This is a genomic window from Symbiopectobacterium sp. Eva_TO (assembly GCF_053848865.1).
In genome coordinates, this window is record NZ_JBSPEY010000004.1 from 3,008,550 (window position 1) to 3,031,345 (window position 22,796).

The 22,796-nt window shown below is 54.6% G+C and carries 22 protein-coding genes and 3 pseudogenes; 19 read left to right on the forward strand and 6 right to left on the reverse strand.

What is annotated here, in order from left to right:
• Positions 1-37 precede the first annotated feature (37 nt).
• Positions 38-850, reverse strand: a pseudogene (locus ACWWJF_RS17975) (IS4 family transposase); the annotation flags it as partial.
• Between ACWWJF_RS17975 and ACWWJF_RS17980 the strand changes: the two are divergent.
• From ACWWJF_RS17980 to ACWWJF_RS18005, 6 genes are all read left to right on the forward strand, one after another.
• Positions 840-1,115: a hypothetical protein gene (locus ACWWJF_RS17980; protein ID WP_455870191.1), complete on the forward strand. Its 276-nt coding sequence runs from the start codon at positions 840-842 to the stop codon at positions 1,113-1,115. The pseudogene ACWWJF_RS17975 and the gene ACWWJF_RS17980 overlap by 11 nt on opposite strands.
• An 84-nt stretch (positions 1,116-1,199) precedes the next feature.
• Positions 1,200-1,643, forward strand: coding sequence for a hypothetical protein (locus tag ACWWJF_RS17985; protein WP_455870192.1), 444 nt, complete (start codon positions 1,200-1,202; stop codon positions 1,641-1,643).
• A gap of 135 nt (positions 1,644-1,778) precedes the next feature.
• Positions 1,779-2,927, forward strand: coding sequence for a 3-phenylpropionate MFS transporter (locus tag ACWWJF_RS17990; RefSeq protein WP_455870193.1), 1,149 nt, complete (start codon positions 1,779-1,781; stop codon positions 2,925-2,927).
• Positions 2,928-3,038: 111 nt separating this feature from the next.
• A complete protein-coding gene (locus ACWWJF_RS17995) occupies positions 3,039-3,713 on the forward strand; it encodes a DUF1007 family protein (RefSeq protein ID WP_455870194.1) in 675 nt (224 codons plus the stop codon).
• Positions 3,704-4,762 carry a nickel/cobalt transporter gene (locus ACWWJF_RS18000; protein WP_455870195.1) on the forward strand — a complete coding sequence of 353 codons (1,059 nt, stop codon included), beginning with the start codon at positions 3,704-3,706 and terminating at the stop codon, positions 4,760-4,762. Before ACWWJF_RS17995 ends, ACWWJF_RS18000 begins: the two co-directional genes overlap by 10 nt.
• Before the next feature lie 131 nt (positions 4,763-4,893).
• The gene (locus ACWWJF_RS18005; RefSeq protein WP_455870196.1) at positions 4,894-6,024 is read left to right on the forward strand and encodes an ABC transporter substrate-binding protein; all 1,131 of its coding nucleotides are present in this window, start codon (positions 4,894-4,896) and stop codon (positions 6,022-6,024) included.
• A 187-nt stretch (positions 6,025-6,211) separates the two neighbouring features.
• Here ACWWJF_RS18005 and ACWWJF_RS18010 read toward each other — a convergent pair whose 3' ends face one another.
• The 4 genes from ACWWJF_RS18010 to suhB all read right to left on the reverse strand — a co-directional run bounded on the left by ACWWJF_RS18010 (position 6,212) and on the right by suhB (position 10,203).
• Positions 6,212-7,015, reverse strand: a complete 804-nt coding sequence (locus ACWWJF_RS18010) for an ABC transporter ATP-binding protein (RefSeq protein WP_455870197.1) — start codon at positions 7,013-7,015, stop codon at positions 6,212-6,214.
• The gene (locus tag ACWWJF_RS18015) at positions 7,012-8,088 is read right to left on the reverse strand and encodes a FecCD family ABC transporter permease (RefSeq protein ID WP_455870198.1); all 1,077 of its coding nucleotides are present in this window, start codon (positions 8,086-8,088) and stop codon (positions 7,012-7,014) included. Before ACWWJF_RS18015 ends, ACWWJF_RS18010 begins: the two co-directional genes overlap by 4 nt.
• Before the next feature lie 3 nt (positions 8,089-8,091).
• Complete coding sequence (locus tag ACWWJF_RS18020) at positions 8,092-9,216, reverse strand: ABC transporter substrate-binding protein (protein ID WP_455870199.1); 1,125 nt, start codon at positions 9,214-9,216, stop codon at positions 8,092-8,094.
• Between the two features lie 183 nt (positions 9,217-9,399).
• On the reverse strand, positions 9,400-10,203 hold the full coding sequence (suhB, locus tag ACWWJF_RS18025) for an inositol-1-monophosphatase (RefSeq protein WP_438814002.1): 804 nt from the start codon (positions 10,201-10,203) through the stop codon (positions 9,400-9,402).
• A 215-nt stretch (positions 10,204-10,418) separates the two neighbouring features.
• Here suhB and ACWWJF_RS18030 point away from each other — a divergent pair.
• From ACWWJF_RS18030 to sseB, 13 genes and pseudogenes are all read left to right on the forward strand, one after another.
• Positions 10,419-11,587 (forward strand): IS3 family transposase gene (locus ACWWJF_RS18030; RefSeq protein WP_455868740.1). Its coding sequence is split into 2 segments (ribosomal slippage): positions 10,419-10,674 and positions 10,674-11,587, totalling 1,170 coding nucleotides; the frame shifts between segments, so codons are not numbered across the junction.
• A 285-nt stretch (positions 11,588-11,872) separates the two neighbouring features.
• Positions 11,873-12,523, forward strand: a pseudogene (trmJ, locus tag ACWWJF_RS18035) (tRNA (cytosine(32)/uridine(32)-2'-O)-methyltransferase TrmJ); the annotation flags it as partial.
• Positions 12,524-12,688: 165 nt separating this feature from the next.
• Entirely contained in the window at positions 12,689-13,183 is a 495-nt protein-coding gene (gene iscR, locus ACWWJF_RS18040; RefSeq protein WP_264623420.1) for a Fe-S cluster assembly transcriptional regulator IscR, read from the forward strand.
• 74 nt (positions 13,184-13,257) lie between these two features.
• Positions 13,258-14,472: an IscS subfamily cysteine desulfurase gene (locus ACWWJF_RS18045; RefSeq protein ID WP_455870200.1), complete on the forward strand. Its 1,215-nt coding sequence runs from the start codon at positions 13,258-13,260 to the stop codon at positions 14,470-14,472.
• A gap of 24 nt (positions 14,473-14,496) precedes the next feature.
• Positions 14,497-14,883 carry a Fe-S cluster assembly scaffold IscU gene (gene iscU, locus ACWWJF_RS18050; RefSeq protein ID WP_455870201.1) on the forward strand — a complete coding sequence of 129 codons (387 nt, stop codon included), beginning with the start codon at positions 14,497-14,499 and terminating at the stop codon, positions 14,881-14,883.
• A 73-nt stretch (positions 14,884-14,956) separates the two neighbouring features.
• Complete coding sequence (gene iscA / locus ACWWJF_RS18055; protein ID WP_196905571.1) at positions 14,957-15,280, forward strand: iron-sulfur cluster assembly protein IscA; 324 nt, start codon at positions 14,957-14,959, stop codon at positions 15,278-15,280.
• Positions 15,281-15,367: 87 nt separating this feature from the next.
• The gene (hscB, locus tag ACWWJF_RS18060) at positions 15,368-15,886 is read left to right on the forward strand and encodes a co-chaperone HscB (protein WP_455870202.1); all 519 of its coding nucleotides are present in this window, start codon (positions 15,368-15,370) and stop codon (positions 15,884-15,886) included.
• A gap of 88 nt (positions 15,887-15,974) precedes the next feature.
• Positions 15,975-17,825 (forward strand): Fe-S protein assembly chaperone HscA, encoded by a 1,851-nt coding sequence (gene hscA / locus ACWWJF_RS18065; RefSeq protein WP_455870203.1) that lies wholly within the window; start codon positions 15,975-15,977, stop codon positions 17,823-17,825.
• Positions 17,826-17,827: 2 nt separating this feature from the next.
• Positions 17,828-18,163 carry an ISC system 2Fe-2S type ferredoxin gene (gene fdx, locus ACWWJF_RS18070; RefSeq protein WP_264643637.1) on the forward strand — a complete coding sequence of 112 codons (336 nt, stop codon included), beginning with the start codon at positions 17,828-17,830 and terminating at the stop codon, positions 18,161-18,163.
• A gap of 12 nt (positions 18,164-18,175) precedes the next feature.
• Positions 18,176-18,376 (forward strand): Fe-S cluster assembly protein IscX, encoded by a 201-nt coding sequence (iscX, locus tag ACWWJF_RS18075; protein WP_455870204.1) that lies wholly within the window; start codon positions 18,176-18,178, stop codon positions 18,374-18,376.
• Between the two features lie 223 nt (positions 18,377-18,599).
• Positions 18,600-19,807, forward strand: a protein-coding gene (locus tag ACWWJF_RS18080; RefSeq protein WP_455870954.1) for an IS3 family transposase whose coding sequence is annotated in 2 segments (ribosomal slippage) — positions 18,600-18,921 and positions 18,921-19,807 — 1,209 coding nt in all. Because the reading frame shifts where the segments join, the coding sequence is not laid out codon by codon here.
• Positions 19,808-19,843: 36 nt separating this feature from the next.
• Positions 19,844-21,139 (forward strand): aminopeptidase PepB, encoded by a 1,296-nt coding sequence (pepB, locus tag ACWWJF_RS18085; RefSeq protein ID WP_455870205.1) that lies wholly within the window; start codon positions 19,844-19,846, stop codon positions 21,137-21,139.
• Between the two features lie 21 nt (positions 21,140-21,160).
• Entirely contained in the window at positions 21,161-21,961 is an 801-nt protein-coding gene (gene sseB / locus ACWWJF_RS18090) for an enhanced serine sensitivity protein SseB (RefSeq protein WP_455870206.1), read from the forward strand.
• 35 nt (positions 21,962-21,996) lie between these two features.
• Here sseB and ACWWJF_RS18095 read toward each other — a convergent pair.
• Positions 21,997-22,787, reverse strand: a pseudogene (locus tag ACWWJF_RS18095) (MurR/RpiR family transcriptional regulator).
• Positions 22,788-22,796: the final 9 nt, after the last annotated feature.

Below are 22,796 nucleotides of genomic sequence, written 5' to 3' on the forward strand. Positions count from 1 at the left end.
ATGTCTCGTTTTCAACCTTATACCTATAGCCACCTCGTTATACACATCTCTGTTCGTGCCTGAGCGCGCGTAGCGTTTCGGCGGCCGTCATGACTTTCTGCAAGCCTTTCCAGATAGTTTTTGCGCCTGGTTCACCGTCGCCTTTTCGAGCAAGAAAGCCTCCGAGTTGCGCAACTAAGCGCAATACTTCGTTTAGCTTAGGGCGGCCCTTGGGCATACGCTTGTTCATCAGTAGGTAAGCTCCATGAGTCTCGTCGGAATCAAAGAACAACATTGCGTCCAGCTCTGGACAGGTTCGTCCCATACGCATTAAATAGGCGATGCGCCATGCCACGATCATGAACAGCGCCAATGCCCGCTCAATGCGATCCACGGTCGATAACTGTAACGCTTCGACACAGCAGCCGTTCTTCAGCACATTGAAGAACATCTCGATTTCCCATCTAGCCCGATACCAGTCGATCAGCTCCACGATATCTTCTCGTCCTTCAGGTACGCGATTGCTCAGCAACCGCCACTCGACCGGCTTCACGCCTGCTGGCGGCTCAATTTCCTTGGCTATCACACAAGTCACTGCCAACCCGCAACGCAGCGACACTTGCTTCACGCGCAGCACCTGTTTCACCGTACGCGCCTTCTGCCCCGCGCGAGCCGCCATAACGAATTGGATTTCTCCCACCGGCACGGTCTTTCCAACCTTCTGCCAAAGCTTCTCATTACAGTCCAGACTGCGATTATGAGTCGAACGGATCAACCAGTCAGCCGGAGTGCCAAGGTCATCAGCGAGCTGCATCAACGCCTTGATATCCGCTTCGCGATCGGCTAAGTACACCAGACGTGTGTTTGGCAACTCCGATCCGCGTCATCATGCCGATCAACTGGCGCAGCGCGGTGATTTGCAACATGGCACGCTGTGTGTCGCCCCTTTTCACTTAACCACCTATACGCGCATTACGCGTGTCGACAGGCCCTTACATATCTATATCGAGGGGGATGGGCGCGCCTGGCGCGATCGCTACCGGGTATCGGGCGACCCCACGCCGCGACGTGCGATGGGGCTGGCATTAGCGGCGGAGGATACGGCGACCAACGTGGTTTATCTGGCGCGTCCCTGACAATTTACTGCTGCCGAGCACGCCTCTGCTTGCCGCCCTGAATACTGGACGGGAAAACGTTTTGCACCCGATGTTGTTGCGTCGATGGATGCGGCCATTTCCCACTACTTGCGCCAGACACCGGGGCAACCGGTGGTGTTGACCGGGTACTCTGGCGGTGGCGCTATTGCGGTGTTGATTGCTGCACGGTGTAAAGACATTGCCCTGCTACGCACGGTGGCGGGCAACCTCAATCATGTCGCGGTTAATCGCTTACACCGTGTCGCCCCCATGCCCGATTCGCTTAACCCGGCCGATGTCGCGAGCGAGATTGCCGCAGTACCACAACTGCATTTCAGCGGCGATACCGATCGCATTGTGCCTTCGGTTATTGCCCACTTTTTTGTTTCTGCTGTCGGGCGTTGTGCCGATGTGCGTGAAGTGCACGATATGGATCATGAGGGCGATTGGCCTGCGCTTTGGCCTGCCTTATTGCAGATGCGTGTCCCCTGTGAAGACCCTGCGCAGCGTTCTCAGCTCCGCGCCTGATAAACTGAATTTTGCGAGCCCACGCTGGGAAGCCATCGCCTTACCTGTTAGGCTAAGACGCCTTTTTAGGGCGCGATGATCGGGCTGTAGCCGCCGTAGTGACGCTATGTGCTGCGCAGTTGACAAGGAGAGACGATGGTTTTGCAATCCACCTACTGGCTGGCGCTCAGTTATTTCACCTACTTTTTCTGCTACGGCATTTTCCTGCCGTTCTGGAGCGGCTGGCTAAAAGGGGAAGGCCTTAGCGCGGAAAACATCGGTTTGCTGCTTGGTGCCGGTCTGGTCGCGCGCTGTATAGGGAGTCTCTTCATTACGCCTTGTGTAAAAAATCCCGCTCATCTTATTAATGCGATACGTCTTTTGGCGTTGTTGTCACTGCTCCTTGCGCTGGGTTTCTGGCTGGGAAATGCCTGGGTATGGTTGCTGCTGGTGATTGTGGGTTTTAATCTGTTCTTTTCACCGCTGGTGCCGCTCAACGATGGGTTGGCCGCCACCTGGCAACGCCAGATCGCTATGGATTATGGCAAAGTGCGCGTCTGGGGCTCGATAGCCTTTGTGATTGGCTCTGCTGTCACCGGTGAATTGGTGGCCGCCTGGGGGCACACGGCAATCCTGGCAACGCTGACCGCCGGGTTGGTTTGTATGCTGTTGGGCATGTTGCTGCGACCTTCTGTGATGCCACTGGCCAGCGCGGGGGGCGAGCACGCTGCGGCGGTAACCCCCTGGCCGCAATTGTTACGTGAAGCGGGCGTGTGGCGCTTTCTGCTTTGCGTGGCGTTGTTGCAAGGGGCGCATGCGGCCTATTACGGTTTCAGTGTTATCTACTGGCAGGATGCCGGGTATTCGCCAGCGGTGATAGGCTATTTGTGGTCGCTGGGGGTGGTGGCTGAAGTGGTGGTGTTTATGTTCAGTAAACGCTGGTTTGCGCGTTTCAGCGCCCGCGACCTGTTGCTGCTGTCAGCGGTGGCAGGCATTGTTCGCTGGGGGCTGATGGGGGCCACCGTAGCGCTACCCTGGCTGATTGTGATACAGATATTGCACTGCGGTACCTTTACTCTGTGCCACCTGGCCGCCATGCGCTTTATCTCTGCGCGTAGCGGTGGCGACGTGCTGCGTTTGCAGGCTGTCTACTCGGCACTGGCAATGGGCGGCAGCATTGCGGTGATGACGGTGGTGTCGGGATTTTTGTTTGAACATCTGCAACACGCTACCTTCTGGGTGATGGCGGCGCTAGTGGTTCCCGCGCTGTTTTTGCGACCCTCCACGCCCGTTCAGCACGCATAGACCGGGTATCAGGTTCATTTTGGAATAGGATGACGAGGTAAAGTGATTTTGTCATCAGTCTGACACCTGGAAAATCCGGGTGTCATTATCTGCGTCAAGAGACGATACATTATGTTACTTTATAACACTTTCAGTCGCTGTAGTGCTCGGTTAGGGTGGCGGTGGGGTGTGTTGTTCTCGCTGCTGTCGCTTGCCTCGCCTTCGGTGTGGGCGCATCCCCACAGTTTTATTGATATCCAAACCACGGTTGAAGGTGAGAATGACACCATCACCGGGTTGCGTATGCACTGGACGATGGACCCGATCACCTCAGCAGATCTGCTCTACGATGCGGGCAAGGCGAAAAGTGACTCTGAAATCTGGAAAAAGCTGGCGGCGGAAGTGATGGCGAACGTGTTGGGCCAGCACTATTTTACTGAGATCTACCGGGATAACGCAGCGGTGAAATTTCAACCGCTGCCGACAGAATATCATCTGTCGCGTCAAGGTAACAAAGCGGTGCTGGAGTTTGTGCTGCCGCTGGCGCATCCACAGCCTTTGAAAGGCGCGCCGCTACAGATTTCTACCTATGACCCGACTTATTTTGTCGATATGTCCTATCAGGATAAAAACGCTGTCCGCCTCGCGCCTGTGCTGGCGGAACACTGTAAAACAGCGCTATTTACCCCGAAACCCAGCGCTGATTTACGTTCTTATGCGCTGTCGCTGGATAAAGCCGATGCCCCCGATGAGGATCTGGCGCTGGGCAAACAGTTTGCACAACAAATTACGCTGGAATGCCACTGACTGTGTTTGAAAAACGAAAACGTCATCACACCTTGAGACTGTGTCTTGGCCTGTGGCCGTTAGTGGTTTTTTTACTGCTGTTGGCGCTGGGGGCTCAGGTGGTGCTGCGCTACTGGCCGGATATTCTGCTGCAAAGCGTTGCCTGGCAGAAGGTGATGCATCAACAGATGTCAGCGCTGCTTGAGGCGGTGCACGAACAGCCGCATCAGGCGGGGCTGAGCCTGCTGGCGTTCAGTCTGGTCTACGGCATCTTGCACGCGGTGGGGCCGGGACACGGTAAAGTGGTGATCGCCACCTACCTTGCCACCCATCCGACGCAGCTTAAAAATAGTCTGAAACTGACGCTGGCATCCTCGCTGCTGCAAGGCATGATGGCGATTGGGTTAGTGAGCGTCACGTTGGGGGTTTTGCAACTCTCCAGCCGGGCACTGCACGCCAGCAGTTTCTGGATGGAAAAGGCCAGTTTTATGCTGGTGGCGCTACTGGGATTGTGGCTCAGCGTGCGCGCCCTTAAACGTCTGTGGGCGGCTATTACCCATGCCCGACATGCCAGCAAACCAAATATTCAGCGTATTCACGTGTTAACCGCAGAGGCGCGGCCGTTACCGTTAGCGCCGTTATCGCCCGTGACGGATGATGGCGTATGCGGTTGCGGCCATCGTCATCTCCCCTCCCAGGAGGAATTGCAACGTGGTGATGGCTGGCGTACCCGAGTGGCGATTGTGTTTGCTATGGGGTTGCGTCCCTGCTCGGGGGCTATCCTGGTGCTGTTGTTCTCCAAAGTGATCGGTGTGTTTGCCTGGGGCGTTGCTTCTGCACTCGCCATGGCGCTGGGCACGGCCATTACCCTCTCGGTGTTGGCGCTGCTGGTGTTCTTTTGCCGCCGAGTGATTGAACGTATGGGTCGCTCACGTTCGCCTACGTTGTGGCAACAGACCGCCTGGAGCACGTTGTCGCTGGCGGGTGGTATGGTACTGTTTGGCGTGGGGGTTCTGCTTTATATCTCGGCGCAACCTGCCATTAACGGTGGTATCCGTCCGTTCTCCTGACGTGCCTGATTCTGGTTTTTCTCTCTGAACGTGCCTGACGTCAAAAATCCATTGCGTCTGCTCTGGCGCGCAGCATATTATTTTAAAGATGATAATGAGTCTCATTATTCATATAAAAACCAGGGATAAAAATGAAGAAAACGCTACATTGGATAGCTACCATCGCGTTATGGAGTGTCACCTGCCTGTCGTATGCCGCCCCAATCATTATCGAAGATGTTAGTGGTCGCAAGGTTGAAATTGCCGCAGAAGCCAAACGCATCATTTTAGGCGAAGGGCGACAGATTTACCTGCTGGCGGCCTTTGACACCGAAGCACCGTTTAAACGCGTGGTTGGTTGGCGTGACGATCTGCCCAAAGCAGATTTTGATGGCTATAAGGCCTATGAAAAACAGTACCCGAGCATCACATCGCTGCCAACGTTTGGCGGCGCGAAAGACGGCACCTTTAACGTTGAGCAGGCGTTAACGCTCAAACCTGATTTGGTGCTGATGAACCTGGAGTCAAAAGCGGCGACGGATGAAGGCAAACTGATTGAAAAGCTGGGGCAGTTGGGTATTCCGGTGGTGTTTATCGATTTCCGCGAGAAGCCGTTTGAGAATGCGGAAAAGAGCATCCGTATCATGGGGCAACTGCTGAACAAGCCGCAGCGTGCCGAGGAGATCGTTCAGTTTCGCCGCGAGCAGATCGCCGTGGTGGAAGATCGCCTGAAAAATTATCAGGGACCGCGTCCGAAAGTCATGATCGATCGTGCTGGCGGCTATGATGATGAGTTATGCATGTCCTTTGGTGATGAGAACTTTGGCAAAATGGTGGAAGTCGCCGGTGGAAGCAATATCGCCAAAACGGCGATCCCCGGCACCTTTGGTACCTTGAATCCGGAATTTATCATTAGCGCTCGTCCGGATGTGGTGATTGTCACGGGGGCTAACTGGAATAATTACAACACGGCGAACAAGTGGGTTGGCGTGGGGCCTGGGGCGGACACGACGGAAGCCACCAAACGTCTGACTGCGTTGATGCAGCGTTCTGCGTTCAAAACCTTGCCGGTAGCGACCAACGGCAATGCCCACGCTATCTGGCACCAGTTCTACGATAGCCCGTATCAGTTTGTTGCGATTCAGGCGATGGCGAAATGGCTGCATCCGGATTTGTTTAAGTATATCGATCCGGACGCGACGTTCAGAACCTTTCATGAGAAGTTCTTGCCGCTGCCGTATCAACCGGGATATTGGGTAACGCTGCCACCGCAGCAGAAATAATTACCCATAAAAAAGCCCGCATAACGAGGGTTTGAATTGATGACAAAGTCATTTTCCCCTTTGCCATCCCCGGCGAAAGCCGGGGGTCTCTGTGAGAAGAAACGCGTTTCATCTGCAAGAGATTCCCGCTTGCACGGGAATGACGGAGGTGGGTGACAATGGCCGTTTTAGATGGGATCGTCAGCAATCATATCGTCGGTTCAGACACCAACCCATCAATCATCACTTGCGGTATGTCCAGCGAACAGCGCTCAATGCGCCCGCGTACGCCATACACCTGCGCCAAACTATCAGCGCTGATCACTTCGGCAGGCGCGCCGTCGGCAATCAGCTCACCGTTTTTCAGCATCAGCACATGGTCGCCGTGACGTAGGGCGATATTGATGTCGTGCACCACCACTAGCGTGACGATATTGCGCTTGCGCGTCTCTTTACGCACCAAATCCATGACGTGAAACTGGTAGTTGAGATCCAGCGCGCTTAACGGTTCATCCAGTAACAGCAGGGAAGGTTGGCGAATCAGCGATTGCGCCAGCCCTACCAGCTGTTTTTGGCCGCCGGAGAGTTGGTCCAGATAGCTCATTGCCAGATGTTCAATACCGAGCTGGCGCAGCAGCGTCAACACTTCATTCTCTTTCTCGCGTGAGTTCAAACCACCGGAAGCCCGCTGCGCCACGATGATCGACTCCAGCACGTGCAAATGCACGCCTGCGGGCAAGGATTGTGGCAGATAAACCACCTGCTCGGCACGATTGGCGAACGGCAATTGCATCAGTTCGGTATCGTCCAGATGCAGTTCACCGTTGGCGTTGCCTAGTCCGGCCAGTGCCCGCAGCAGCGTTGATTTACCGCTGCCGTTGGGGCCAAGCAGCACCGTGATTTTACCGCGCGGCAACAGCGGCACATTGAGGTTGTGAATGATTTGTCGTTTCGGATAACCGGCTTCGAAACGGGAGATACGCAAACCGGTGTGCGACAACGTCTGCTTCATACATTCCCCCGGTGGCGCAGAATAATACTCAGGAAGAAGGGCACCCCAACCAGCGATGTCACGATCCCAACAGGAATAATCACGCCGGGGATCAGGTTTTTAGACGCCACCGATGCCAGTGATAACACCAGTGCACCAATCAGGGCGCTGGCGGGCAAATAAAAGCGATGATCTTCGCCGAATACCATGCGGGCAATGTGTGGCGCAACCATACCAATAAAACCGATCGGGCCGACAAACGCCACCGACAGCGCAGAGAGAATACTGATGCGTAGCAGCGTCGCCAGACGTAAACGGCGCACGTTGATGCCAAAACTGGTGGCGCGATCTTCCCCGAGACGCAAGGCGGTGAGCTTCCATGAGCTCATAAACGACAGCGGCATTAATACCACCAGCGCCAACAGCAGTACGCCCAGCTTTTCCCATGAGGCGCGCGCCAGGCTGCCCATGGTCCAGAACACCAGTCCTTGCAAGGTATATTCATTGGCGATGAATTGCAGCATCGATACCAGCGCATTGAAGGTGAACACCAGCGCGATACCGAACAGGACCACGCCGGACGTCGCGACGTTGGTCCAGCGGGTAATGCCATCAAGTAACAGTGCGGCCATTAGCGCAAAGAGAAAGGCGTTGGCGGAGATAAACCACTGAGCCGGAATGCCGGGGATACCAATCCCCAGCACAATCGCCAGGGCAGCACCGAAGGCGGCCGCTGAGGAGACGCCCAGCGTGAACGGGCTGGCTAGCGGGTTATTCAGGATAGTTTGCATCTCTGCGCCTGCCAACCCTAAGGCCAGACCGACGATCAGCGCCATCAGCGCGTAGGGCAGGCGAATATCCCACACAATCACCCGCGTGCCGGCATCGGCCTGCGCGGGGTTAGTCAGCGTTTGCCAGAGCACATCAAGTGAAAGCCCGGATGGCCCCATGGTGAAATCCAACAGCAGGGAAGCCACGATGGCGGCGATCAGCAGCAGCATGATCAGCAACCGATGGCGCAGAATATCTTGATAATGACGGAGGATATCCGAGTCAGCCGCCTTTTGGCGGCTGATGTCAGTGGTTGTACTCATCGACTACTTGGCCAACTTTTGACTGAAGATAAACGGTGTGTCTGGAAGCGTGGTAAAGCGACGCACGATATCGTGGTAAGTTTGATCCGGATTTAACGTTACCAGCGCTTGCGGATAGGCAATTTTCGCCAGATATTCCATGCCGACAATGTTATACGGATGGTTATAGAAATGGTGATACACCCCGTAAACCTGACCGGCCTTAATGGCGGGAACCTGATCGATACCCGGGCGGCTTAGCAGCACATCAGCTTTGGACTGAATATCCTCAGCGGTGGCGTTATAGCCGAAAGACAGAATTTTGTTGGCGCTGTTGCCGCGTTTGGAACCGGTCATGATGTAAACATCCGGTTTTTCCGCAATCACTTTTTCCAGTGAGATAAAACCAGTGGCACCCGGCAGCAGATCGGCGGCGATATTGGTCACCCCAACCGCTCTCAGCAAACCGCCCCAGCCGTTATCTTTATGGCTAAAGCAGCAGGCATAGCTGTTACCCGCGATAGGTTCGATAAACACGCGCGGTTTTGGCGTAATCGCTGCGGTTTTTTGCTGAATGTCTGCGGAGTGCTGACGGTAGAAGTCGGTATAGGCTTTAGCGTTCTCTTCACGGTTAAGCACCTTGCCGAGCAGATCGATGCTGTCTGCGGTGTTCTTGGCCGGATCGATTTCATAATCGACAAACAGCAATGGAATGTGCAGTTCGTTCAGCTTGTTAACGACGCCATTGCCTTCCAGTGACGCTTTGGCACGCAGTTGCGCCACCATCAAATCCGGTTTTTTCACCAGCACGCTTTCCAGCTCGATATCGCCTTTGTCACCAAAGCCCATATCAAGGATGTTTTCTGCGTCCGGCCATTTGCCCTTCAACAGGTTCCAGGTAGCGGTATCCTGTTTTTTCGGCAGGTTGTTCCACGCCACTAAACGCTGGAATGGATCGTCGCGATCCAGCAGAGCCAGCGCCATAATATCGCGCCCGTCTTGCAGCACCAGATGCTTCGGCTCTTGTTGCAGCGTAACGGTATTGCCCGCCATATCGGTGACAGTTAAAGGATATTGTGTGGCGTGGCTGAAAAACGGTGTGGCAAGGAGTGCGGTGAAAAACAGCGAGTTGATGGATTTTTTAAACATGGTGTCGTCCCGTTACCACCTGTCCTGATGAATTAGGCCTCTCCTAATACAAATCAGACAGATGTAATGCATTTGATAATCATTATCGTATTACCATACGCCAAAACTTAACAGGAACGCAATGTAAGGAAAAATATCAGATGTTGCCCCGCCCACGAACGGCGAACGGGACAAAGGACTGCCTTAGCGTTTCAGGGCTTCGCTAAGTTGTTCACGAATGGCTGCCAGAATGGACTTCACCACGCGCGGGTTGCCCGCCACCAGATTGCCAGAAGCGAGATAGTTGTGGCCGCCGACGAAGTCAGTCACGATACCGCCTGCTTCACGCACCAGCAGCTCGCCACCAGCGAAATCCCAGGGTTTCAGGCCAATCTCGAAGAAACCGTCTACGCGGCCCGCAGCCACATAGGCCAGATCCAGCGCGGCAGAACCGGTGCGACGGAAGTCAGCGCAGGTGGTAAACAGGGCTGACACCATATTGATGTAAGGGGTCGCGTGCTGTTTCTGCTTGAAAGGGAAGCCGGTCGCCAGAATGGTGCCTTCCAGATCGCGCGCGTTGCCGCTGCGCAGACGATAGCCGTTCAGCTGTGCGCCCTGACCGCGCGTGGCGGTAAACAGCTCATTGCGCATCGGATCGTAAACCACAGCGACTTCAGTGCGGCCTTTAATGCGCACTGCAATGGAAACAGCAAAATGGGGGAGACGTTTAACGAAGTTGGTGGTGCCATCCAGCGGATCGATAATCCATTGCACTGTGTCGTCTTCACCGACTACTTCGCCACATTCTTCACCGATAATGGTGTGCTGGGGGTAGGATTTGCGAATCACCTCAATAATCAGGCGTTCGGCGTCGCGGTCAACGTTGGTAACGAAGTCGTTGGTGCCTTTTTGGCTCGCTTCAACGGCGTCAGGGGTTTCATAATTCTTGGCAATTAAATTACCGCCCTTGCGCGCAGCGCGCACAGCGATGTTAAGCATCGGATGCATGGTATCGTCCACTAGGATGTTAAAGAACAGAAAGCGAGGCGCAGTATAGCAGGGGAAAGAGAAAATAGCGAAGTCTGTGATACACTAATCTTGTTTTTCACTCTTTTTCTTTTTTCTTACTGCTGTAGTGGCACACTGATACTGTAGTGGCACACTGATACTGGCCACCTGATCGGAGGTGATATGCTCACCTCATCAACACGACAGGTGACCTCATGGGTAAACATTTTACGGCGGAATTTAAGCTCGAAGCCGCAAAGCTGGTTGTCGACCACGGCTACACATACGTTAAGGCCGCAGAGGCGGTTAATGTCAGCCATTCTGCCATTAGTCGCTGGGTCAATAAGCTTCGCCTTGAACGACAGGGAAAAACGCCAACGGGACTTCCTCTTACCCCTGAACAGCTCGAGCTGCGTGAGATGAAGAAAAAAGTCCAATGCCTTGAAATGGAGAACGAAATCCTAAAAAAGGCTACGGCGCTCTTAATGTCGGACTCACTCAACGGTTCACGGTAGTCGACAGGCTGAGGGCGCGATACCCGGTCACGGCGTTGTGCCAAACTTTTGAGGTACATCGCAGCAGCTACAGGCACTGGCAGGCTTCCGCTAATGAACCCGACGGTGAGCGCGTGGTTAAGTGTAGCCGCGTCATGGAAGCCTGGAACGCCAGCGGCGGCTCTGCCGGCGCTCGAAGTATCGCGACCATCGTCACCGGCAGCTCCGGTGTCAAAATGGGGCGCTGGCTGGCTGGCAAGCTGATGAAGGAGCTGGGTATCGCCAGCTGCCAGCGACCGGCTCACAAATACAAACGCGGCGGCAATGAACACGTTGAAATACCGAACTATCTCAACCGCCAGTTCGCGGTTACCGCGCCGGATCAGGTCTGGTGCGGCGATGTGACCTACATCTGGACGGGCAAATGCTGCGCTTACCTTGCGGTGGTGCTAGATCTGTTCGCCCGCAAACCGGTGGGCTGGGCCATGTCGACGTCGCCGGACTCGGCGCTGACAGTTAAAGCGTTGCAGATGGCCTGGGAACTCCGGGGACAACCAACAGGAGTCATGTTCCACAGCGACCAGGGCAGCCACTATACCAGCCGTCAATACCGGCAAGCCCTGTGGCGCTGCCGGATAAAGCAGAGTATGAGTCGGCGGGGTAACTGCTGGGATAATGCGCCAATGGAGCGGTTCTTCCGCAGCCTGAAGACAGAATGGGTGCCGACAAAGGGTTACAACAGCTTCAGCGAAGCCCAGGACGCGATTATCCGCTACATCACGGGGTATTACAGCGCTATCCGGCCTCACTGGTATAACGGCGGCTTAACTCCAAACGAATCTGAGCGACTGTTCTACATACAGTCTAATGCGGTGGCCAATATTAGTTGACCACTACACTGCCGAGTCAACATGTTAGAGAATATTCGTATCGTTCTGGTGGAAACCTCGCACACGGGCAACATGGGGTCCACCGCCAGAGCGATGAAAACCATGGGGTTAAAGACATATCGTTATACACATCTTTTGGCCATTTTTTGAACAGGATGCTCAGAACCCCGTGAATTAAGGCATTCAAGCCATCCCATTGGCTTTTTGAGGTTCAAAATGCCACTCTGAGATAAACCCGTAACTCATTGATTAAACAGTGCGTTAGAAAGATGTGTATAACGATATGGGTTAAAGAACCTCTATCTGGTGAACCCACTGATCAAACCGGATTCACAGGCGATCGCACTGGCCGCCGGTGCCAGCGATATTATTGGTAACGCCACGCTGGTCAATACCTTGGATGAAGCGCTGGTTGGCTGCAACCTGGTGGTTGGCACCAGCGCGCGTTCCCGTTCGCTGCCTTGGCCAATGCTCGAACCGCGCGAATGTGGCGTGCGCGGTGCGCACGAAGCGCAGCACGCACCGGTGGCGCTGGTGTTTGGCCGCGAGCGCGTGGGGTTAACCAACGATGAACTGCAAAAGTGCCACTATCACGTCTGCATTCCCGCCAATCCCGAGTACAGTTCGTTAAATCTGGCGATGGCAGTACAACTGATCGCTTATGAAGTGCGCGTTGCGCATTTGGATTTGCAGGCGCAGGGAGCACCGCAGATTGCGAAAGAACCTTACCCGCTGGTTGACGATCTGGAACGCTTCTATACCCATCTGGAAGAAACGCTGCACTACACCGGTTTTATTCGTAAGGCTCATCAGGGGCAGGTGATGCACAAGCTGCGCCGTTTATTTACCCGTGCCCGCCCGGAAGAGCAGGAGTTAGCCATTCTGCGCGGCATTTTAAGCTCGGTACAAAAAAACCGGCATGACGGTCAGGAATAGAAAAGTAGCGAAGAAATACTTGAGTGAATTACTTGGTTAAATAGTTGACTAAAATACTCGGGAATGTCAGACTCAAAGGGTGCTATGTAAGTACATGCATTCACAGTGCATGTTTATAATAACCGTGTTCGATAATAAGCTGTTTTATCTACAGGTACCACTATTATGAGACTGACATCAAAAGGCCGTTATGCCGTTACCGCCATGCTTGATGTGGCGCTACACTCCAAAGAAGGGCCGGTTCCTTTGGCGGATATTTCCGAGCGGCAGGGAATATCGCTGTCGTATCTGGAACAACTGTTCTCTCGCTTGCGCAAAAACGGGCTGGTTTCCAGCGTCCGTGGTCCGGGCGGTGGTTACCTGCTGGGCAAAAACGCCAATGAAATCGCCGTTGGTGCCGTGATCTCTGCCGTAGACGAATCCGTCGATGCGACCCGTTGCCAGGGGCGTGAAGGCTGCCAAGGTGGCGATCGCTGCCTGACGCACACGCTGTGGCGCGATCTCAGCGACCGTATCACCGATTTCTTGAACAATATCACGCTGGACGAACTGGTGAATAATCAGGAAGTGCTGGACGTGGCGGATCGTCAGGATGCTGACATTCGTCGTACCGCCAACGGACGTATTCAAGAAACCATTAATGTTAATCTGCGTGCCTGACAGTTCATCCTCGCAGGAATAATAAAAACAAAACGCATTGTACGTTTTGAAGTGATGTAAGGAGTTTATGAGCAATGAAGTTACCCATTTATCTAGACTATTCAGCCACGACGCCGGTTGACCCGCGCGTGACTGAAAAAATGATGCAGTTTTTTACCCTGGACGGTACGTTTGGCAACCCGGCTTCCCGTTCTCACCGCTTTGGTTGGCAGGCGGAAGAGGCAGTGGATATCGCGCGTAACCAAATCGCCGATCTGGTGGGTGCCGATCCGCGTGAAATTGTGTTCACGTCCGGAGCGACCGAAGCCGACAACCTGGCTATCAAAGGTGCCGCCAACTTCTATCAGAAGAAAGGCAAGCACATCATTACCAGCAAGACCGAACATAAGGCCGTGCTGGATACCTGCCGTCAGTTAGAGCGTGAATGCTTTGAGGTCACTTACCTCGCGCCGCAGCGTAACGGCATTATTGACCTGCACGAACTCGAAGCGGCAATGCGTGAAGACACCATTGTGGTTTCCATCATGCACGTGAACAACGAAATTGGTGTGGTACAAGACATTGCCGCTATCGGCGAGATGTGCCGCAGCCGTGGTATCGTGTTCCACGTTGATGCCACGCAGAGCGTGGGCAAACTGCCTATCGATCTCAGCAAGATCAAAGTCGATTTAATGTCTTTCTCTGGTCATAAAATCTATGGCCCGAAAGGCATCGGCGCGCTGTATGTGCGTCGTAAACCCCGTATCCGTATTGAAGCGCAAATGCACGGCGGCGGTCACGAACGCGGTATGCGTTCCGGCACCTTGCCCGTGCACCAGATTGTCGGCATGGGCGAAGCGTACCGTATTGCCAAAGAAGAAATGGTGGCAGAAGTTGCTCGCCTGAGCGCACTGCATCATCGCTTGTGGAACGGTATCAAGGATATTGAAGAAGTGTACCTTAACGGTGACCTGGAGCAGGGCGCACCGAATATCCTGAACGTCAGCTTTAACTATGTTGAGGGTGAATCCCTGATCATGGCGCTAAAAGACCTGGCTGTCTCCTCTGGTTCTGCCTGTACCTCTGCGAGCCTGGAGCCATCCTATGTGCTGCGTGCGCTGGGCATGAATGATGAATTGGCGCACAGCTCGATCCGCTTTTCTCTCGGCCGTTTTACTACCGAGGAAGAGATCGACTACACCATCGATTTGGTCCAGAAATCCATCGGACGTCTGCGTGACCTTTCCCCGCTGTGGGAGATGTTCAAGCAGGGCGTGGATCTGACCACCATCGAATGGGCTCATCATTAATTCGCAGCACGGAGAACGTTAATCATGGCATACAGCGAAAAAGTTATCGATCATTACGAAAATCCGCGCAACGTCGGCTCCTTTGACAACGCCGATCCTTCGATTGGCAGCGGCATGGTGGGTGCACCGGCGTGTGGCGACGTAATGAAATTACAGATCAAAGTCAGCGACAACGGCATTATCGAAGACGCACGTTTCAAAACCTACGGTTGTGGCTCCGCCATTGCTTCCAGTTCGCTGATCACTGAATGGGTGAAAGGCAAGCCTCTGGACGAAGCCGAAGCGATCAAGAACACCCAGATCGCCGAGGAACTGGAACTGCCTCCGGTGAAAATTCACTGTTCTATTCTGGCGGAAGATGCGATCAAAGCAGCGATCGCGGATTACAAAAGCAAACGCACAGCGAAATAATCTGTCGGTGAACCGTGCTGCCCGGCGTGACCCCGTTGGGCAGAAGGCGTGCTAACGATATTTAGGTTGTTGTATGTCTATTTCTCTTAGCGATAGCGCAGCACAACGTGTAAGCGCTTTTATGGCAAATCGAGGCAAAGGCGTCGGTCTGCGCTTGGGTGTGCGGACGTCAGGTTGTTCTGGCATGGCTTATGTGCTTGAGTTTGTTGACGACCTTAACGACGACGATGTGGTGTTTGAGGATAAAGGGGTAAAGGTCATCATTGATGGCAAAAGCCTGGTTTATCTCGATGGCACGCAGTTGGATTTCGTCAAAGAAGGTCTGAACGAAGGATTCAAGTTCAATAATCCCAACGTTAACGGCGAATGCGGCTGCGGCGAAAGCTTTACGGTCTGATTCGTTTTGCCCGTGTTAACGGGAGCATGCTCGTGACGCATTGGCGCAGGGCCGCTACCCGTTAGCGCCAGAATGTCCGAGTGCACTATGGATTACTTTACGTTATTCGGGCTGCCGTTTCACTACGATGTGGATGGCAGCCTGCTCCTTTCTCGTTATCAGGAACTGCAACGTCAGTTCCATCCCGATCGTTTTGCCACGCAGCCCGAACGGGAGCGTCTGCTGGCTGTACAGCAGGCGGCAACGGTTAATGATGCATACCAGTCGCTGAAACATCCGCTGAAACGCGCAGAATATATGTTATCGTTGCACGGTTTTGATCTGAGTAACGAGCAGCATACGATGCGCGATACTGCCTTTTTGATGGAGCAACTGGAGCTGCGCGAGCAGTTGGATGCGATTTCACATCAGGAAGAGGCTGAAGCCGCACTGGCCGATTTTGCCAACCAGTTAACCGCCATGACACGGCAGCGCACGGCGCAGATGCAGTCCGAATTGGCGCAGGCATCGTGGTCGGCGGCGGCCGATACGGTGCGTAAACTCCGCTTTTTGGATAAGCTGCAACAGCAGGTGGAACAACTCGAAGAACAACTGCTGGACCGCTAATCTGCGCAATGATGCACATTATCGAATAACGTTTTTTTATTTCGTCGGCTCAACTGTGGCTCCGACAGCCAATTGATGGAAGCTCAATATGGCCCTATTACAAATTAGTGAACCTGGCCTCAGCGCAGCACCACACCAGCGCCGTCTTGCCGTGGGTATTGATCTCGGCACCACCAATTCGCTGGTGGCAACGGTGCGCAGCGGAGAAGCACAGCCGCTGGCGGATGCCGAAGGGCGCGAACTGTTACCATCGGTGGTGCGCTATGATTCCGAAAGTATCGATGTCGGCTGGGCGGCACTGGCGCAGGCGGTAAACGATCCCGCCAACACCGTCAGTTCCGTTAAGCGACTGATGGGCCGTTCGCTGGCTGATATTCAGCAACGTTATCCCCATTTGCCGTACCATTTTCAGGCCAGTGACAACGGCTTGCCTGTGTTGCAAACGGCGACGGGCAATAAAAACCCGATTCAGGTTTCTGCCGATATTCTCTCTGCGCTCGCGGTGCGTGCTGAAGCAGCGCTGGGCGGTGTGCCGGATGGTGTAGTGATCACCGTTCCTGCCTATTTCGATGACGCTCAGCGTCAAGGTACCAAAGATGCGGCGCGCCTGGCCGGGCTGCATGTGCTGCGCTTGCTCAATGAGCCGACGGCGGCAGCCATCGCTTACGGGCTGGATTCGGGTAAGGAAGGGGTGATTGCCGTCTACGATCTGGGCGGTGGCACCTTTGATATCTCCATCCTGCGTTTAAGCCGTGGGGTGTTTGAAGTGCTGGCAACCGGTGGTGATTCTGCGCTCGGCGGTGACGATTTCGATCACCTGTTGGTGGAGTGGCTGCGCGAGCAGGCCGGCGTCGACGATCGTTCCGATGCGCGCGTGCAGCGTGAATTGATTGAAACAGCCTTGCATGCCAAGGTTGCGCTCAGCGCCGCGCCGTCAGTGACGGTACAGGTTGGCACCTGGAAGGGCGAACTGAGCCGCGAACAGTTCGATGCGCTTATCGATCCGCTGGTGAAACGCACGCTGCTTTCCTGCCGTCGGGCGCTGAAAGACGCGGGCGTTCAGGCCGATGAGGTACAGGAAGTGGTGATGGTGGGCGGCTCGACCCGCGTGCCATTGGTGCGCACTCGCGTCGGCGATTTCTTTGGCCGCACGCTGTTGACCGCCATCGATCCGGATAAAGTGGTGGCGCTGGGTGCGGCCATTCAGGCGGATATTTTGGTGGGTAACAAGCCAGACAGCGAGATGTTGCTGCTGGATGTGATCCCGCTGTCGCTTGGTCTGGAAACCATGGGCGGTCTGGTCGAGAAAGTGATTCCGCGTAACACCACCATCCCGGTGGCGCGTGCGCAGGAGTTCACCACGTTTAAAGACGGTCAGACCGCCATGATGATCCACGTGCTGCAAGGTGAACGCGAACTGGTGCCGGATTGCCGCTCGTTGGCACGATTCTCGCTGCGTGGCATTCCGCCGTTGCCCGCCGGTGGTGCCCATATTCGTGTTACCTTCCAGGTAGATGCGGATGGCCTGCTGAGCGTCACGGCAATGGAGAAATCCACGGGAGTGGAAGCCGCGATTCAGGTCAAACCGTCGTATGGGTTGAGCGATGATGAAATTGCCGCGATGATCACGGATTCGATGCAGAATGCGCAGAGTGACGTTGCTGCGCGCATGCTGGCAGAGCAGAAAGTCGAAGTTGCACGGGTGCTGGAAAGCGTGCAAAGCGCGCTGGCCGCCGATGCGGATTTGCTGAGTGCCGAAGAACAGACGGCTATCGTTCAGGCGGTCTCGGCACTGCAACAGGTGAGTGCCGGTGATGACGTTGCGCAGATTGAAGCCGCAATAAAAACAGTAGATCAACAAACCCAGGGGTTCGCTGCGCGTCGTATGGATGCTTCCATTCGTCGGGCGCTGGCAGGACACTCTGTGGATGAGGTGTGAGCATGCCTAAGATAGTTTTTTTACCGCATCAGGATCTGTGTCCTGAAGGTGCGGTATTGGAAGCCAAAGTGGGTGAGACGATTTTGGACGTCGCCCTGCGCAATGGTATTGAAGTCGAACACGCCTGCGAGAAATCCTGCGCGTGCACCACCTGCCATTGCATTGTGCGCGAAGGATTTGATTCTCTCGCGGAAAGCACAGAAGATGAAGACGACATGCTGGACAAAGCTTGGGGGCTGGAGCCCGAAAGCCGTCTGGGCTGTCAGGCGCGTGTCGCGGGCGACGACCTGGTGGTTGAGATCCCGCGTTACACCATTAACCATGCCCGCGAGCATTAACAGGAGCTGAACATGGGATTGACCTGGACAGACAGCCGTGCCATTGGTGAAGCTCTGTATGACGCGTTTCCCGACACGGATCCGAAAACGGTGCGTGTTACCGACCTGCATCGCTGGATTTGCGAACTGGACGATTTTGATGACGCGCCGGAAGCGTCCAACGAAAAAATCCTGGAAGCAATACTGCTGGTGTGGTTAGACGAAGCAGAATGACAATTAGGGGCTGCCTGACGGGCGGCCCTTTTTTTCAGCACCATCACCCTGAATAATTCGAATTGAAACATGATGGGTATAGGCTGCTGTTGAAAATAATATCCACGGAGCTGATATGACAAGCGAAGCTATTGATGTAGCCCCCTGTAACACCAGACAGTAGCTGTATCTCCAGATAAGAGATAGGCTTAGATATATGTCTAACAATCATGCTAATTTTGAAATGACCGGGATCCTGTTAGGGCAAGAAGTCCGTAAGCGTAAAACTCCGCAAGAGAAAATCGCCATCATTCAGCAGACAATGGAGCCGGGGATGAACGTCTCCCATGTAGCCCGCCTGCATGGCATCCAGCCCAGCCTTTTGTTTAAGTGGAAGAAGCAATACCAGGAAGGAAGCCTCACCGCCGTTGCGGCCGCAGAAGAAGTGGTTCCAGCTTCGGCGCTGGCGACTGCCCTCAAGCAGGTCCGGGAGCTACAGCGCCTTCTGGGTAAGAAGACGATGGAAGTTGAGATCCTCAAAGAAGCAGTGGAGTACCGCCAGTCGCGAAAATGGATAGCGCACGCGCCCTTGTTGCCAAAGGACGGGGAATAGCTCTGGTCAGCCGCGCCATGAGCGTGTCGCGTGCGCAGCTGTCACTGCGGGTTAACCGTTCTGCCGACTGGCTGGACAGGCGCAGCAACCGGCGTAATGACGAAGCTGATGCTGAGATATTATCGGACATCCTCCGTATCATCAGCGACATGCCCAGTTACGGTTACCGCCGAGTGTGGGGTATCCTGCGTAAGCAACGTCGTGCAGAGGGACTTCCACCGGTGAACGCCAAACGGCTTTACAGGATAATGAGCGAGCATAACCTGCTGTTGTTGCATGATAAAACTGAACGTCCGAAGCGGGAGCATAAAGGCAAAATCGCGGTAGCAGAGAGCGATATGCGCTGGTGCTCAGATGGCTTCGAGTTCGGTTGTGACAACGGCGAGAAGCTGCGGGTGACGTTCGCACTGGACTGCTGCGACCGGGAGGCCATAGACTGGGCAGCGAGCACCAGGGGTTATGACAGTTCAACCGTGCAGGATGTGATGCTGAGGTCGGTGGAAAAACGCTTCGGTAGCGCGCTGCCGGATAAACCAGTGCAATGGCTGACGGATAATGGTTCAGCGTACACAGCGCATGAAACGCGGAAGTTCGCCAGAGAACTGAATCTGGAGCCCTGCACAACAGCAGTGAGCCGTCCACAGAGTAACGGCATGGCAGAACGGTTCGTGAAGACGATGAAGGAAGATTACATCGCCTTCATGCCAAAACCCGATGTGCGAACAGCGCTGAAGAATCTTGCAGCGGCGTTCAATCATTACAATGAAAACCATCCGCACAGTGCGCTGGGATACAACTCCCCAAGAGAATATCGGCGCCAGCGGGCATCGTTAACTTAAGATACAAAAGCTGTCCGGAGATGGTGGGTCAAGATCATGACAAGCGAAGCTATGCAGATTTCACTCTCCACCCAGCCTGCTGATGCACGCTGGGGAGAAAAAGCGTCGTTGAGCGCGAACGAACAGGGATTCACCATTCATCTGCCCGAAACGGGGGCGCTGGGCATTATTCAACGCGCAGCGCGCAAAATCGACGGGCAAGGTATCAAACACGTCAAACTGGTGGGCGAAGGCTGGGATCTGGAAACCAGCTGGGCGTTCTGGCAAGGCTACCGCGCACCGAAAGGTAAACGTACTGTCGAATGGGCACCGTTGGAAGAGGCACAGCGCAAGGCGCTGGATCTGCGCTTGAAAGTTGTTGATTGGGTCCGCGACACCATTAACCTGCCCGCTGAAGATTTGGGGCCAGAACAACTGGCAACGCGTGCGGTGGATTTGCTGCACGATGTGGGCGGCAACGCTGTTAGCTACCGCATCACCAAGGGTGAAGATCTGCGCGATCAAAACTATATCGGGCTGCATACGGTAGGACGTGGTTCTGAACGTCAGCCAGTGTTGTTGGCGTTGGATTTTAACCCGACAGGTAACCCGGATGCGCCGGTGTTTGCTTGTCTGGTGGGCAAGGGCATCACCTTTGACAGCGGCGGCTACAGCTTGAAGCCGGGTGGCTTTATGGATTCGATGAAATCCGATATGGGCGGCGCGGCGCTGGTTACCGGTGCGCTGGCGCTGGCAATTGCACAAGGGTTAACCCGTCGCGTAAAACTCTACCTGTGCTGCGCCGACAATATGGTGAGCGGTAATGCCTTCCGTCTCGGTGACATTTTGCGCTATCGCAACGGTAAAACCGTCGAAGTGATGAACACCGATGCAGAAGGGCGTCTGGTGCTGGCGGATGGCCTGATTGATGCCAGTGCGCAAGCACCACAGTGGATTATCGACTGCGCCACGCTCACTGGTGCGGCCAAAACCGCGTTGGGTAACGACTATCACGCGCTGTTCAGCTTTGATGATGCCTTTGCTGAACGCCTGCTCACCAGCGCAAAACAGGAAAACGAACCGTTCTGGCGTTTGCCACTGGAAGAGTTTCACCGTTCACAACTGCCGTCCAGCTTTGCCGAACTAAATAACGTTGCAGGCGCGGCGCACAGCGCGGGTGCCAGCACGGCGGCGGCGTTCTTGTCGCATTTTGTCTCGTCCTACCAGAAAGGGTGGCTGCATATCGACTGTTCTGCCACCTACCGTAAAGGGGCTGTGGAGCAGTGGGCGACCGGAGCGACTGGTCTGGGCGTGCGTACGCTGGCCAACCTGCTGCTGAGCGAAAGTGAATAAGGCGTGAGTGATAACAACCGTATGACATTTACCCCGCAAAACAAGTTGGAAGAGGTGCTGATGAAGGCGGCGACCGAGCCCGCCCATCGGCCTGAGTTTTTCACCGAACTGATGGACGCTACCGTCTATATCATTGGCGGCAGCGATGATGTGAGCGAACAGGGGGCCAGCACCCTGCCAGTGGGCAGCCAGGTTGAGATTCAGCATTGGGAAAAACCCGACGGCAGTACCGCTATTCCGTTTTTCTCGTCGCTGGAAGCCTTGCAGATGGCTATTTCAACGGAAGCCGCCTTTCTGGCGCTGCCAGCCCGCTCGCTGTTTGAATTAACGCAGGGGCAGACGTTGTTCCTTAACCCTAAACTCCCCTACGGCAAAGAGTTCCTGCCGCAAGAGGTGGAACACATGCTGGCGGGTGAAGGCAATGGCTTTGTGCAAAGCCGTGTGGTTGACGAGCCAGTAGAAGTGCATCTCAGCCAGCCGGAACCGTCGCCGGACCAAATGATCGATTCCCTGACGCAACTGCTTGCCAAGCATCGCCCGGTGCGCCGTGCGTGGGTTGTGCAGATCCAGGAAGGTGAAGCCGAACCCAATCTGCTGATCGGTCTGGAATTGGTCGATTTGGATGAAGTGGAGACGGTTATCCAGGCGGTGGGCACGGTTGCCAGCGATACCGTCGTCGGCGATCAGCCGGTGGATATTTGTATCGTCGATAAGGATGAAAAGGGCGGCGTAAGCCACTATTTTCTGCACCACGCCACGCCGTTTTATGAACGTAAGTGGGGTAGCTTCCTGCGTGAGTTCAAACAAACGAGCAAAGCGTAATTTACCTTGTGCATCCCCTGTTCAGGGGATGCCATCTAGACCGTGTTGCCCGTGGTTGCCCGCAGCAGCAGTAAATCAATCAGCAACACCAAATTAGACTCGAACGAGCTAACCTCTCCCGCTTCGGCCGCAAAATGAATAGCGTCATCATGCAAGCGAAAATGCAAATCTGCCACGTTGGCTAACGGATTAAACGATGCACGAGTGAAGGCGACCACGGTCATGCCGATGTTTCTGGCGATCTGCGCTTTTTCAACCACCTGCTCGGTTTCTCCACTGCGCGAGATAGCGATAAAGATGCGGTATTTGGGGGCATTGCTAAGAAAAATCCCTTTGCTGTCCACCAGACCGGAGACAAACGCATCCTTACCCAGTATTTGCAGCTTTTTCGCGAAGTACTCGGTAAACAGGTGGGAGAACCCGGCACCGTAAAGAAAAAAATGGCTCTCGTGACGCAGGATATGGCAGAAGGGTCCATCAGCGCGGGCGTCACGTAGGTGAAGGTTTTTTCGTAATTGACGACAAAATGGCGATAGGCTTCGGGGATGCCATCGTTGGCAACCGACGTGGGGGTTGCCGGAAAAGAACGTGGTGTATCGGCGAGCAACTGCTTGCAGTGATAGATAAATTCGCTGTAGCCGCTAAACCCCATTTTTTGGCACAGGCGCATAATGGTTGCCGTCGAGACATAGGTTTGCTGCGCCAGTTCACGCACGGTGATCTTGCCGACCAGCGACGCGTGCTCGGCGATAAACACCAGCACGCGGTGTTCCGCGCGCGTCAAATCTCTGCCGTGGTGAACCAGTGATGTCAGCCGGCTATCCATGGTGCTGCT

What these genes read in the sequence shown, in the direction of transcription:
- iscU (WP_455870201.1), top strand. Translation starts at nt 14,497, where the DNA reads ATGGCATACAGCGAAAAAGTTATCGATCATTACGAAAATCCGCGCAAC.
- ACWWJF_RS18015 (WP_455870198.1), bottom strand. Translation starts at nt 8,088, where the DNA reads ATGAGTACAACCACTGACATCAGCCGCCAAAAGGCGGCTGACTCGGAT.
- iscA (WP_196905571.1), top strand. Translation starts at nt 14,957, where the DNA reads ATGTCTATTTCTCTTAGCGATAGCGCAGCACAACGTGTAAGCGCTTTT.
- ACWWJF_RS18000 (WP_455870195.1), top strand. Translation starts at nt 3,704, where the DNA reads ATGCCACTGACTGTGTTTGAAAAACGAAAACGTCATCACACCTTGAGA.
- ACWWJF_RS18005 (WP_455870196.1), top strand. Translation starts at nt 4,894, where the DNA reads ATGAAGAAAACGCTACATTGGATAGCTACCATCGCGTTATGGAGTGTC.
- iscX (WP_455870204.1), top strand. Translation starts at nt 18,176, where the DNA reads ATGGGATTGACCTGGACAGACAGCCGTGCCATTGGTGAAGCTCTGTAT.
- ACWWJF_RS18045 (WP_455870200.1), top strand. Translation starts at nt 13,258, where the DNA reads ATGAAGTTACCCATTTATCTAGACTATTCAGCCACGACGCCGGTTGAC.
- sseB (WP_455870206.1), top strand. Translation starts at nt 21,161, where the DNA reads ATGACATTTACCCCGCAAAACAAGTTGGAAGAGGTGCTGATGAAGGCG.
- suhB (WP_438814002.1), bottom strand. Translation starts at nt 10,203, where the DNA reads ATGCATCCGATGCTTAACATCGCTGTGCGCGCTGCGCGCAAGGGCGGT.
- ACWWJF_RS18010 (WP_455870197.1), bottom strand. Translation starts at nt 7,015, where the DNA reads ATGAAGCAGACGTTGTCGCACACCGGTTTGCGTATCTCCCGTTTCGAA.
- hscB (WP_455870202.1), top strand. Translation starts at nt 15,368, where the DNA reads ATGGATTACTTTACGTTATTCGGGCTGCCGTTTCACTACGATGTGGAT.
- iscR (WP_264623420.1), top strand. Translation starts at nt 12,689, where the DNA reads ATGAGACTGACATCAAAAGGCCGTTATGCCGTTACCGCCATGCTTGAT.
- fdx (WP_264643637.1), top strand. Translation starts at nt 17,828, where the DNA reads ATGCCTAAGATAGTTTTTTTACCGCATCAGGATCTGTGTCCTGAAGGT.
- ACWWJF_RS17990 (WP_455870193.1), top strand. Translation starts at nt 1,779, where the DNA reads ATGGTTTTGCAATCCACCTACTGGCTGGCGCTCAGTTATTTCACCTAC.
- ACWWJF_RS17985 (WP_455870192.1), top strand. Translation starts at nt 1,200, where the DNA reads ATGGATGCGGCCATTTCCCACTACTTGCGCCAGACACCGGGGCAACCG.
- hscA (WP_455870203.1), top strand. Translation starts at nt 15,975, where the DNA reads ATGGCCCTATTACAAATTAGTGAACCTGGCCTCAGCGCAGCACCACAC.
- ACWWJF_RS17995 (WP_455870194.1), top strand. Translation starts at nt 3,039, where the DNA reads ATGTTACTTTATAACACTTTCAGTCGCTGTAGTGCTCGGTTAGGGTGG.
- pepB (WP_455870205.1), top strand. Translation starts at nt 19,844, where the DNA reads ATGACAAGCGAAGCTATGCAGATTTCACTCTCCACCCAGCCTGCTGAT.
- ACWWJF_RS18020 (WP_455870199.1), bottom strand. Translation starts at nt 9,216, where the DNA reads ATGTTTAAAAAATCCATCAACTCGCTGTTTTTCACCGCACTCCTTGCC.